We start from the raw sequence: 12,106 nt of genomic DNA on the forward strand, positions 1-12,106 counted from the left end.
GTAGACGCACCGCTGCTCCACGACGAAGACCTGGGCCCGTAGCCGCAGCAGGGCGTACAGGACGCGCGGCGGGAGTTCGTCGAACCGAGCACGGTGAATCCTGGGGCCGGGCATGGGCGGATCCTACGAAGGCGGCCCTGCCTGATCGCCGGTCGTCACCGCGAGACGTCGACCCGACGCGTTGGCCGTCGTCGACGACCCGGTCGGTTCCGGGTCACCCACCGAGACCGCTCCGAACCCGAAAAACCACGCGAAAATTTCTCCCCGGAAACCGCAGTTTTCGGGGAGAAATTTTCGTGGTAGCGGGGACAGGATTTGAACCTGTGACCTCTGGGTTATGAGCCCAGCGAGCTACCGAGCTGCTCCACCCCGCGCCGGTATTTCTGTACTATACAGGCGCGTCGAGGTCAGATGTCAAACGAGCGGGCCGACCAGCTGTCTGGAGCGAACGGGCTATGACGGCGAAGCCGCTCGCGGCGCAGAACGACATCATCGCGAGCCAGGCGGTGGTGCCGGGGTCGGACCACTCGACGACACCGGTGTCGAGGTCGACCAGTGCGGCGCCGCCGATCGCGAACAGGCCGAACGACGCCTGCGTCAACCCCACAGTGAGAAGTTCGGCGCGTGTCGCTCGGACCGAGACGAGCCACGCGCCCACGCCGCCGGCCAGGAACGTCGCCGCGTAGAGCTGGCCGTGGAACGGGTCGACAGTCCAGGGCCAGAACTCGGTGACCTGCTTGGGCGCCGCCAACAGACCGACGGCCTGCCCGGTCATCAGGACGGCGAACAGCCGAAGCCAGTAGCGCCACGCCACCGGAGTCGCGACGCCGGCCGCCCGGCCGCGCCCACGCAGCCGCCACGTGTACCAGAAGGCGCAGGCGGGCAGCGCGACGTAGAGGACGAACCAGCCGATCACCGGCAGCGGCCGGTCCGAGAAGGCGAACCTCGACGGGTAGGCAGTCGACACGACGATCACGCACAACGTGAAGATGCCGATCATCGGGGCGACGACCCGAGCCGGCGACCAGCGCCTGGTGGCGAGCAGGCAGGCCACGGCGACGAGTGACGTCAGGTAGATGGCGCCGAGGAACCGGCTGTTGAACAGCGTGAGGTCGGCCCACGGCCACAACCTCGCCGTGAGCTTGTACTGAAACGCCAGGCCGGTGCCGGTGAAGAACAGCACGACGAACTCGATACCGGTCATGGTGAGCAGCGGCCGGGGAACCGGAAAATCGGCCGCTGTGGCGACCGCGGCGGAGGCGTGGTCGGCCTCAGCGTGAGGTTCCGACACGATGTCCGTCATGGGGTCGGCTCGTGCGACAGCGGCGCGGGCGCTCCGGGGTCCAGAAAGTCGAGTCYGATCGGCTCGGGCGCCGGCCGGCAGACGCCGCACGAGATCGCCTCGTCGACCGCCAACCCTTCCAGACCGCGGCTGGTGGCGAAGGCCTCGAGCAGGAACGGCATCGTTTTCGCGTGGTCCTTGCAGACGCATCGGCCGCAGAATCGGCAGACCGCGTGCCCGGGAAGATTGCACACCCAACAGTTCACGAACCCGCCTCCAGTTGTGTTGTCGCCCGATCGATCGATCCCAGTTCGATCGATCCCAGTTCGGCGGCCGCTTCGAGCAGTTCGGCGTTCGACGGTGGTTCGTCGAGTGGGCCGAAGACGTATTTGCGGCGCAGCACGCCGTCCGGGCCGACCAGGAAGACGCCCTGCTGCATCGCCGTCATCGTGTGGTGGCCGAGCCGTTCGCCGATCGACGAGTTCACCACGTCAAGCCAGAGCGCGTGCATCGTCGTACGGCCCTGGCCGGTGGTGAACGCCCGCGTGAATCCCCGCACCGAGTTGCGCTGCGCTTCGCCGGCGCCGATGTCCTGCAGGCCGCACAGCCGGTAGGCGGATTTCTCCGGGTCGCACAGGAACGGGAACGGCAGGTCCTTGCCGCGCCAGAACTCGCGGGCAGAATCGACGAGGTTGGGCGCCAGCTGCAGGATCTGCACGCCGGCCCGCTCGAAATCGCCGACCGCCGGCGCCAACCGGGCCATGTACTCCCGGCAGAACGGGCAGTTGTAGCCGCGGGAGAACCAGAGCATCACCACCTGGCCCCGGTAGTCCGACAGCGACACCGGCGACGGCCCACTGGCGGTGTCGAGGGTGAACTCGGGTGCCGGGTCGCCGACCTCGATCTCAAGCCAGCGGCCGGCCACCGTGCCCGCCAGCGCTTCGGCGGCACGCGCCGCTTCGCCCGCTTCGGCGGATTCGCGTACGGCGTGGGACAGCCCGAAATAGCGGCACACCACGTCGTCGAACGTCGTCCGGTCCAGTTCCCACAGCCTGGTCTCGCCGACCGACCTGGCCGTCGCGGTGTGGGGCTCGTCGTGCAGCAGTGCGCTCTCGCCGAAGAAGTCCCCGGCACCCAGGGTCCGCGGCGGCCCGTCGGCGCAGCTCTGTGTCAGCGAGACAGTCCCGCTACGAACCAGGTAGAAGGCCGAACCGGGGTCGCCTTCGGCGACGAGGACCTCGCCGTCCGCGCAGCTCCGTGCCCGCAGGTGGGCCAGCAGCGTGTCCTTGTCACGGGTGCCCAGGCCATCGAACAGGGCGAAGCCCTCGAGTTCTGCCCGTTCGTCGGCCCGCGTGTCGTTCTCGGCCCGCCGGGCCAGCAGCGGAGCGAGTCGGTCGGAGAAGTCGGGGCCGGCCAGCCGCAACACGTGCACGTCGGTGAGCGCCCGCACGGTCAGGGGCGACCTTGGCAATCCGGGCGGCGGGAAGTAGTCGCCAGGGCCGAGCGTGCGCGGCGCACTTCCCGCGCCCGGCCCCGTCCCGGCACTCGCACCCGATTCGACGACCTCGGCCTCACCGGACAGCACCAGGCAGAAGACCTCGGCGACCTCGTCCGGCGCGACCACCACGGTGCCGGCCCGGAACACCTTCTCGGTGGTCCGCCGCGCCATCCACTGGATGTACGCCTTCCCCAGGTCGGCGACCGGCGGTACGTCCGCGAGCACCGCGACCCGCTCCCGGTAGCAGCGCTCCGCGGCCAGCCGGCGCAGCCGCCGGCTCGCCACCACCAGCGACGAGCCGCCCCGCCACAGCCGCTGCCCGAGCACGTACAGCAGCGGAAGAGTCAGGAGCAGAACCACCGTGGCGGCAAGGACCCGGCCCAGGCTCGGCACGGCGACAGCGTCGCTCACCATCGTCTTCGCCCGGACCCAGGCGAACCCGGCTGCCAGGACGAGCACGTAGCCGGTGTACACCGCGGCGGCCAGTCCGAAGATCGTCAGAACGCGTTCGGTGCGGTCGAACCGCTCCCGGCGACGGACCTTGCCGGCGAGCTCCCCCCGTACGAATCCCAGCGCCCTGGCTCGTAGGTTCGGTAGTTCCAGCCAGTCCATCAGCATGTAGTAGCCGTCGAGCTGGATGAGCGGCGTGAGCTGGGCCAGGTTCACGGCCAGGGCGGCGGTGCCGAAGATCGCGACCACTGCCGCCCACGGCGCGTCCGGCATGGCCACCAGGACGATGCCGGAGAGCCCGGCGAGCACGAACCCGGAGAACGGCCCGGCCCAGGCCGAGACCATCCGCGGCCCGCGCGGCTCCATCCACATGTCCTGGGTGTCGACGAACATCCCAGGCGAGCCGTAGAAGATCGACAGTCCGCCGCGTCGAACCACCCGGCCGTAGGACTTGGCCGCGAAGGCGTGCGCCAGTTCGTGCAGCACGGCGACGACCAGCAGGCAGCCGTACAACGTCGGAACCGTGACGACGAGGGACTGGTCGGCCAGCCCCGACGCCGACGACGACAGCGACCAGGCCAGCAGCGGCACGCCGAGCACCGCCACCGCGAACATGACGATCTTTGCCGGCCGGGTGAAAAGCACCCACACGCCCCGGTCGTAGGCGCGACCGACCAGGCCGTCGAGCCCGTGCAGCGGAAACTCGCGCCGGACGAAGGACTTCGCGAACCCGGTGGTGAACGAGCTCACCGGTCGGCGGCGCAGCTGTTCGCCCAGCGGCCCGAACACGAACCGGGGCGGGTCGGTCAGCATCTGCCCGACCTTCAGGTTACGCACGAGGCGAAGGACCAGCGGCAGGGCGAACCGGTGGTACTTCATCATGTAGGCGACGACCAGATCCTGGACGCTGCGGCTGCCGTCCATCAGCTCGAACAGGTAGAACTCGGCCATCGTGATCTTGCGGTACGTCGCGGTGTCGGGGTTCTGGACGACGACGTACTCCTCGCCCCGCGCGGATCGCAGCTCGCGCCAGATCAGCCCGTCCTGCCGTTTCGGCCGGTAGTGGGCCGGGTTGGCGGCGTCGGCAAGCCGGTCCCAGACCGTGACTGTGCCTGTGTTCGTGTTCGTGTTCGTGTTCGCGGGTGCCGGCGCGGCCTGCCGCTGCTGGGCCTGCGTGCTGACCGTCAACACAGCAACCCCGCAACCGCGTCACTGATCGGCAGGCCGGCCCGCTGCTCGGCGAACCACCAGCCGCCTCGCGGGTTGAGGTCCAGGAACACGTGGTCGCCGTCCGGTGTCATGACCAGATCGAGCGCCGCGTAGCGCAGGCCGAGGCCGGCGACCAGCCGCACGCAGCGGTGAGCGACGTCGTCGTCGAGACAGTGAGCCGTCATCGGCACGGCGCGCCGCACCCGCCGCACGTCACCGCTGCCCGCCAGCCCCGCCGCCGCGAGGTCGGCGGTAGCGGTCGAGGCGGCGAAGACCTGCTCGCCGACGACCGTCACCCGCAGTTCGAGCCGGCTGTCGAGCAGCGGCTGGAACACGCAGGGCGCGGCGGCCAGCGTCGCCGGCAGCAGAGCGAGGTCGGCGGCGCTCAGGACGCGGGTGAACAGACTGTGGCGCCGCCCGTCCAGCTCGACGTAGTGGCTGTTCAGCGACTTGGCTATCACCCCGGCGCTGCCGTAGGCGTGGCAGAACGCCAAGGCCTGGTCCGGGTCGTTGGTGACCAGCGTGTCCGGCACCGTCAGGCCCTCCTCCATGGCGTGCTCCAATGATGTGATCTTGTTGCCGGCCCGGCTGCCGGCGTCCGGGTCGTTGACGAACGGCGCCGGGCAGCTCCGCCACCAGCCAGCGAGCGCGTCGGCCCATTCGCCCGTCTCGAACGGCGGCAGACGCCGGGCCGGTACACCGGTCGGCCCGGCGAGCCCGAACCACACGCTCCGGACCTGCGCCGAGTCGAGGCCGAACACCTCGCCGCCCGTCCGCTTCCCGTCGCCGCGCCAGGTCACCGTGACGTCGGTGGGGAAGTCGTCCGCCCCGAGCAGCCGGCACGGCACACCCCGGGCGAGCAGGGCACGCTCGAGCAGCACCGTGTCCGGGTTGCGCGAATAGGCCAGCAGCAGCACGACCGGTTCCGGTTCCGCCGCTATCCGGCCGGTCAACGCCGGCATCAGCCTGACGACCAGGTCCCGCACGTCCACCGCCGCCCGAGCCGGCGACGGTGCCGGTACCGGTGCTGCTTCGGCTTCGGCTTCGGCGAAGTGGAGCAGGAACGGCTGACTCGGCCGGCTCACTTGTCCGGGTTGCTGCCCGACTCGGGCGTGCAGGAGCAGGTCGGGTTCGTCAGCGAACTGCTCCTGCCCAGTCGGACGCGCGAGATCCGCTCGTCCAGGTCCTGCGCGACGCCGTCAAGGCCGTCCCAGTCCATCGCCGCGAGCGCCTGCACCTCCTCCGGCGTGAACTCGTAGGCATAACGCGCGGAGATGTGCCCGACCATTTCCAGTGGATCGGCCTTCAGTCGCTGCCGGAAAGCCTGGTCTGTGGCCGCCTTACCGATGACGAACTGCATTGCCTGGAGCGACATGCGACATTCCTTCCGGGTCGACGACACGTTTGTTCTGGTAAAAGGGCGAGGCGTGAAGAAGTTGTCGGGCCCGGCTGAGGTGGTCCAGCAGATCGGGCATCGGCGGCACGTCGTTGGACCATTCGAGGGTGATCGCGCGAACCGGTGCGGCGGCGACGACATCCTCGACCAGCGCCCAGACCTGCTCGGGAACGGGACGGCTGTGGCTGTCGTGCCACGTGCCCGCTTTCGGGCCCCGGGTGCGTAGTTCGCCGCCGGCGACATGCAGTTCGACGACCCGGTCCAGTGGCGCGGCGGCCAGCCACGCATCGACGTCGAAGCCGTGGTTCTGGGCGTTGATCCAGGTGTTGGTGAGGTCGAGCAGCAGGCCGTGGTCGGTACCGTCGAGCACCTGCCGGACGAACTCGGGTTCGTCCATCGCACCCGGGATCCTGATCATGTAGTCGTACCAGGTGTTCTCGACGAGCAGCGGCCGCCGGACCCGGTCGGTGACGGTCCGCATGTTGCGGCGGACAGCCTGCGCCTGTTCGGCCGTGAAGGCGATCGGAATGYCGTGCATCAGTTCGGTGCGCTGCGCTCCGTCCGGCACCGACCCCTGGTCGAGGTGGTCGCTGAACCACACCGGGTCGATCAGGTCCAGGAACGGCTCGAGCCGATCGAGATAGGACGTCCGGTACGGCGCGGCGTCGGCCAGCCCCATCCGGATGCCGTGCGCCACGACGGGGAAGGCGTCGGCGATCTCGACCGCCCGGTCCCGCCAGGCCGTCCGGCCGTCCTCGTCGTCCCACTGCATCCGCAGCAGAAACGCGTCGGTCGGCAGTTCGAGGTAGTCGATCTCGTCGTGGTGGGCGAGATACTGGCCGTGCATCGGCGCTTCGTAGTTCAGCCCGACACCGAGGAAGGGCAGATCGGCGATCATCACGCGGCCGCCGGCAGCAGATCCGAGTCCCGGTAGGCGGTATGCAGGTGGGCGGCGCGCGCCAGGTCGTGGATCGCCTCGTCCAACAGGCCGGCGGCCTGGTAGACCTGCGCCCGCAGTTCGTAGACAGCCGGGTCCTCGGGCACGATCGTCGCGGCGTGGAAGCAGTCGGCCAGTGCCGTCGGCAGGTCGCCCGTTGCCAGCCAGGCGCGGGCCCGCAGCAGGTAGGGGCGGTGGGCGCACAGCGCGCGGGACCGCACGATGAACGGCCAGTGCGACTGCTCGTGCGCGCTGACGTCGATCGCGGTCGTGCAGTCGGCCGCCGCCGCCTCGGGCCGGCCCAGTTCGAGCAACGCCTCGGCACGCTGCAGGTGCAGCTCGGAGGCGTACTTCTCGCACCGGCCGTCGGCGATGACCCAGCCGAAGTCCTCGACCGCCTCGGCCAGCAGCCCGAGCTCCAGCCGGGCCCGGGCCCGGAACGCGCGGGCCTCCCAGTCGTTCGGGTCGCGCAGCAGGGCCGCCTCGGCGTCGGCCAGCGTGCCGTGCGGGTCGCCGTCGAAGTAGCGGGCGATGGCCCGTGCCGTGTAGACGTACGAGACGGGATCGAGCGCCATCGCCGCCGACGCGTCGGCCTCGGCGCCGGCCAGGTCGAGCACCTGGTGCCGGCATACCGACCGGCGGTAGTGCGCGTAGGCCAGCCGGTCGTCGGGCAGTCGGGGATCCGCCTCGATCGCGGCGCTCAGGTCGGCGATGGCCCGGTGGTGGTCACGCACCATCCAGAACGCGATGCCGCGGCGAAGGTAGGTCTCGGCCCGCCGGTCGCCGCCGGCGACAAGCCGGTTGCAGTCGAGCAGGTCGGCCATGTACCCGGCCAGCCTCGACGAGCCCTGCGAAACGCACACGGCGTCCCCTCCCTGGTGACCCGACGTGCCATGTGGCACGAAGGTCACTTTCGGGTTCCGGGGAGGCACCCGAACATCAGGGAAACCCCTGGTGCCGGCCGGTGCTGCGCAGTGGTCCGTGAACGGGCCAGTCAGGAACGGAGCGCGGAACCGACGCCGGCTCGGGTGGGGACGCCGAGCTTGGCAAGCACCTTCGTCAGATGGCTCTCGACGGTCTTCTCGCTGACGAACAGCGCGGCGGCGATCTGGCGGTTCGTCTGGCCGGCGGCGACCAGCTCGGCGATCTGACGTTCTCGGGCGCTGAGCGTGCCGGCTGCCACGCTGAGGACGACCGCCTGGGTCTGGTGACGAGTCAGGGTCGCAGCGGCCTGGGCCTGGGCCCGCGCCGACGGTCGACCGCCCCGCGACACCCGCTCGCCGAGCTGACGCAGCAGCCGGGCCGCCTCGTCCCGGGGACGGTTGGCACCGCACGCGTCGAGTCGGGACTCGGCCCGGCGCAGCTCGCTGACCGCCCGCGCGTTCTGCCCGTCGGCGGCCAGCGCCCGCCCAGCCACGATCAGTGACCGGCCGAGCTCGATCGGCAGGCCGGCCCGCTCGGCCTCGGCGGCTGAGGCCAGCGCCGACGCGGCGGCGGCCGACGACTGTCCCCTGGCGAACTCGACGGCTGCTCTCGCTCGCATCGCCGAGGCCTTCCGTCCCGCGAGCCCACCGCCGGCGTCGGCGGCCGTCCGCTCGGCGAGCACCGCCCAGCCGGCGGCCGCCTCGGGCATCCCGCGAGCCAGTTCGGCCCGCGTGAGCACCTCGTACCAGTACGGCCGAATGGGAGCTTCGATGCGCGGCAGCTCGGCGCCGCCGGCCGCACCCAGTAGTTCATCGACGGCGCGGTCGGGCTCACCGGCCTCGACCAGCGCCTCCGCGAAATAGGAACCGGCCATCACCGATACGGCGTCAGTCTCCGGGTTGGCCGCCCGCACTCCCTGCGCGCCCGACCGCAGGGCCTCGGGGAGGTCTCCCGCCAGCGTCGCCGCGGCACACCGCGCCGCCAGCGCCCAGGACAGGAAGGGCAGGTGCGGGGTGAGCAGGCACGCCTCCACCGCGGCTTCGGCCGCCGCCGCGGCCTCCGGTAACCGTCCCCGCAATGTCAGGACCAGCGACCGTGCGACTGCCGTCAGTGTGCCGATGCTGCCCCGGCCGTTGCGCAGCGCCAGCGCGTCGACCCGGTCGAGGTGGCGTAGCGCGTCGGTGAACCGTTCGAGAAACGCCTCGGTCCAGCCCAGCCACGCGAGCTTGTCGAGGTGCGGGATGACCTGGTCGTCCGAGAGCAGGTCGTAGCGGCGTGCCGCGCCGGCGGCCTCGGCGATCGCGGCCGAGACGTCACCGACCATGTACTCGGCACCCGCCAGCAGTCCAGCCGAGGCGGCGAGCAGCGGGGCGTCGTCGAGCGTGCCGGCGAGGGCGTGCGCTTCCTGCTGCCAGCGACGCATCCCGTCGTACTCACCGGTGTAGAAATGGTCGATGGCAAGCTGAAGCCGCAGCAGACAGCTCTCTCGGGTGCCCGGTTCGGCGCTCGCCACGGCGTCCAGCACCAGGGCACGCGCCTCGCCGTGCCGGCCCAGCACATGGTCCACCGCCGAGCGCAGCGCGACGAGATGAGCCCGCTCGGCACCGAACTCCCGCGGAATCAGATCCATGATCTCGTCGAGGACCACGCGGGCCTGCTGCGGCTGGTAACTCGCATCGAGCGCGGCAGCCAGCCGGGACAGCAGCTCCAGCCTCCGCAACCCGCCGTCCGCGTCCACGTAAACGTCGACACTCTGGCCGGGGCTCGACTCACCGCCCGGTAGCAGTCTGAGCGCGGCGGCGTACCAGTGCGCGGCGGCTGCCGGCGCGCGTAGCCGGCTGGCCGCGGCCGCTTTGGTCAGCAGCGCGATCGCGGCCTCGTCGCCGGGACGGGCGGCACGCTCGACGTGGTGGGCTCGGGCGGTGGCCGCGGCGCCTCGGGCGGCGAGTGCATCAGCCGCTCGTGCATGAGCGGCGATCCGCCAGCCCGGCCCGGCGGACATGTAGATGGCGTGGCGCACGATCGGATGCCGGAACATGAACCGGCGCGGCACCTCGGTCGGTCGCACCACGTCCGCCGCGACCAGCGCGTCGAGTGCTTCGAAGGCGTCGGTTTCGGGGAGCGCGGCGGCCTCGGCGGCCAGGTCCGGCTCGAACACCTCGCCGGCGACAGCAGCGCCCTGCGCGAACCGTCGTACGACCTCGGGTAGCTGTGCGATCTCGGCGCCTACCGCCGCCGTCACCGCCGGCGGCACGTCGTCCGGTCCATCGAGGCCGGTCGAGGCCGTCAACGCCGGCGGTACGGACGACGGCCCGGCGACTGCGGACAGCGGGCGGGTGGGGGCACGGGTGCGGGCAAGCTGTTCGAGGTAGAAAGGGTTACCGCCGCTCTCCCGATACCAGCGACGCCGGACGACCGGGTCACGGGTCACCGGACTGAGCAGCGCGTCGCTGTCCTCGGGCGACAGCGGGGCGAGCTCCAGCCGAACGCCCACGGTCGCGGGTGAGTTCGCCCCGGCCTGGCCGTCGGTGGCCGCGACGACGGCGGACGCCGCCCCGCCCGACAACGCCCGGCCCGACAACGCCCGGCCCGACAACGCCGCGGCCGACAACGCCGCGGCCAGCGCCTCCGGCACCTGGCGGGGCCGCACCGCGACGACCAGCAGCACCCGCGCGTTCGGCGGCCGGCGGAGCAGGTGAGCGACGAGCTCGACCGACGCGGTGTCGGCCCAGTGCAGGTCGTCCAGGGCCAGCACCAGCGGCCGGTTGGCAGCGAGCAGCTCGAGCAGCGCTCGCGCCGCCCGGTAGGTCTGCCAGCGCTGCATCTCGGAGGTGTCGCCGGTCGGCACGGTCCCGAGCGAGCGCAACGCCGGAAACACGGCGGCCAGCTCGTCGAGCCGGTCGGCGCCGAGCTGGCGCAACCGCGCCGGATCCACCGCGCCGAGGTAGTCGTCGAGCGCATCGACGAGGGCGTTGAACGGAATGTCCTGTTCGAGCTCGGCGCCGTGGCCCCGCAGTACGAGATGGCCACGGGCGTCGGCAAGCTCGGCGAGTTCGCCGATCAGGCGACTCTTACCGATGCCGGGCTCGCCACGGATCTCCATCCAGTCGAGACCTGGCCGGCGCCGCGCCGAGGCGAGCCGGTCCAACGCGGCGCCCACCGCGGCCATTTCCCGGTCGCGCCCGACTAACGAACCCCGTTCCCCCACCGGGCGATTGTCGTCGCTGTCGGCAGCGATCCAGTACCCGGGTCGTCAGCGCGACCGGCCCGGGCGCGACCGGCCCGGGATGGTCGGGACCTAGGAGGTTCCCTGATGTACCCGGTCGCGCCGCCGGCGCCACGCTGTTGTACATGCCGACCTACATCCTGTGTCACCGACACGAGCCGGCCGAGTGCCGGTTCGCGTTCGCGGCCTGGCGGGGGTTCGACAGCCCGTTGCGCCACGGCCGGGCGCTCGCCTCCTGCGGCAGGAACGGCCAGGCCGCCGACGCCCGGCACACGATCTTCTGGACGGTGCAGGCCGCGGACGCCGGCGCCGCACTCGGCTACCTGCCGGCGTACCTGACCTCGCGGACCGAGGTGGTGCACGTCGCCGAGGTGCCGATCCCCTGATCGGACGACCGGCGCGCCCTGTCCGTGCCAGGGGTTCCCCTGATGTTTTCACGCTGCCCCGACACGACAGGTTTGTCCCGGTTCCCGCGGCACCGTGGGAACCAGGACCGTGCGAATCAGGGCGTCAATGGAGGCTGATCATGACGACGGCCAGTGAACGGGCTCGACCGGCGACGGGCGGTATCGGGATCGCCGGCGTGTTGCTCGTCGGCGCCGCGGTAGCCGTCTCACTCGGGGTGTACGCGAGGACGCACGATCCGGCCGGCCGGCCGTTGTACACGCTCGGTTTCTCCGGCCCGCTGCCGATGAAAGCCTGGTTCACCACGGCGGCCGCGCTGCTGCTCGTGGTGCAACTGACCACGGCGCTGTGGATGTGGGGCCGACTGCCCGGTGCCGGGTCGGCTCCGGYGTGGGCGGCGATCCTGCACCGGTGGAGCGGTAGCGCGGCGTTCATCTTCACGTTGCCGGTGGCGTTTCACTGCGTCTGGTCACTCGGCTTCGCCACGGCGGACTCGCGGGTGTTCCTGCACAGCCTCGCCGGATGCGCGTTCTACGGCGCCTACGCGGCGAAGATGATCGGCCTGCGGACGAAAGGGCTGCCCGGATGGGCACTGCCGGTGCTCGGCTCCGCCGTGCTCACCGCCCTCGTCGTGCTGTGGCTGACGGCGTCACTGTGGTTCTACACGCGCTCGGGCATCCCGCACTTCTAGCGCCGCCCCCGGGGCAGCACCAGCCGAGTCATCTCGATCAGCCGAGTCATCTCGATCATCGTTCGGCGTTCAGGTAGGTCGTCGGACA

Annotated in this window: 10 protein-coding genes, 1 tRNA gene and 1 pseudogene; 2 read left to right on the forward strand and 10 right to left on the reverse strand. The window is 71.2% G+C overall.

What is annotated here, in order from left to right:
• The 10 genes and pseudogenes from CC117_RS40650 to CC117_RS24715 all read right to left on the reverse strand — a co-directional run.
• Nucleotides 1–114, reverse strand: a pseudogene (locus CC117_RS40650) (GNAT family N-acetyltransferase); the annotation flags it as partial.
• Nucleotides 115–297: 183 nt separating this feature from the next.
• Nucleotides 298–374, reverse strand: a tRNA-Met gene (locus CC117_RS24680).
• Between the two features lie 14 nt (nucleotides 375–388).
• Nucleotides 389–1,303, reverse strand: coding sequence for a hypothetical protein (locus tag CC117_RS24685; protein WP_071088152.1), 915 nt, complete (start codon nucleotides 1,301–1,303; stop codon nucleotides 389–391).
• A complete protein-coding gene (locus CC117_RS35205) occupies nucleotides 1,300–1,464 on the reverse strand; it encodes a hypothetical protein (protein WP_198541973.1) in 165 nt (54 codons plus the stop codon). Before CC117_RS35205 ends, CC117_RS24685 begins: the two co-directional genes overlap by 4 nt.
• A gap of 80 nt (nucleotides 1,465–1,544) precedes the next feature.
• Entirely contained in the window at nucleotides 1,545–4,418 is a 2,874-nt protein-coding gene (locus CC117_RS24690; protein ID WP_131803128.1) for a cyclic nucleotide-binding domain-containing protein, read from the reverse strand.
• Nucleotides 4,415–5,524: an ATP-dependent carboxylate-amine ligase gene (locus tag CC117_RS24695; protein WP_071088156.1), complete on the reverse strand. Its 1,110-nt coding sequence runs from the start codon at nucleotides 5,522–5,524 to the stop codon at nucleotides 4,415–4,417. The genes CC117_RS24690 and CC117_RS24695 overlap by 4 nt, the downstream gene beginning before the upstream one ends.
• Nucleotides 5,521–5,814, reverse strand: a complete 294-nt coding sequence (locus tag CC117_RS24700; RefSeq protein WP_241830389.1) for an Os1348 family NHLP clan protein — start codon at nucleotides 5,812–5,814, stop codon at nucleotides 5,521–5,523. Before CC117_RS24700 ends, CC117_RS24695 begins: the two co-directional genes overlap by 4 nt.
• Nucleotides 5,780–6,733 (reverse strand): DUF692 domain-containing protein, encoded by a 954-nt coding sequence (locus tag CC117_RS24705; protein ID WP_071088160.1) that lies wholly within the window; start codon nucleotides 6,731–6,733, stop codon nucleotides 5,780–5,782. The genes CC117_RS24700 and CC117_RS24705 overlap by 35 nt, the downstream gene beginning before the upstream one ends.
• Nucleotides 6,733–7,635 (reverse strand): tetratricopeptide repeat protein, encoded by a 903-nt coding sequence (locus CC117_RS24710; RefSeq protein WP_241830390.1) that lies wholly within the window; start codon nucleotides 7,633–7,635, stop codon nucleotides 6,733–6,735. Before CC117_RS24710 ends, CC117_RS24705 begins: the two co-directional genes overlap by 1 nt.
• Before the next feature lie 131 nt (nucleotides 7,636–7,766).
• Entirely contained in the window at nucleotides 7,767–10,904 is a 3,138-nt protein-coding gene (locus CC117_RS24715) for an ATP-binding protein (RefSeq protein ID WP_084132723.1), read from the reverse strand.
• Between the two features lie 143 nt (nucleotides 10,905–11,047).
• On the opposite strand from CC117_RS24715, the gene CC117_RS24720 reads away from it, so the two are divergent.
• Complete coding sequence (locus CC117_RS24720; RefSeq protein WP_071088166.1) at nucleotides 11,048–11,308, forward strand: hypothetical protein; 261 nt, start codon at nucleotides 11,048–11,050, stop codon at nucleotides 11,306–11,308.
• Between the two features lie 140 nt (nucleotides 11,309–11,448).
• Nucleotides 11,449–12,018 (forward strand): DUF6529 family protein, encoded by a 570-nt coding sequence (locus CC117_RS24725; RefSeq protein WP_071088168.1) that lies wholly within the window; start codon nucleotides 11,449–11,451, stop codon nucleotides 12,016–12,018.
• The last annotated feature ends 88 nt before the right edge of the window (nucleotides 12,019–12,106 follow it).

Source organism: Parafrankia colletiae (genome assembly GCF_001854655.1).
GTDB lineage: Bacteria > Actinomycetota > Actinomycetes > Frankiales > Frankiaceae > Parafrankia > Parafrankia colletiae.

Coding starts and splice junctions, on each gene's coding strand:
- CC117_RS24720 (WP_071088166.1), top strand. CDS start 11,048: ATGCCGACCTACATCCTGTGTCACCGACACGAGCCGGCCGAGTGCCGG.
- CC117_RS24685 (WP_071088152.1), bottom strand. CDS start 1,303: ATGACGGACATCGTGTCGGAACCTCACGCTGAGGCCGACCACGCCTCC.
- CC117_RS24700 (WP_241830389.1), bottom strand. CDS start 5,814: ATGTCGCTCCAGGCAATGCAGTTCGTCATCGGTAAGGCGGCCACAGAC.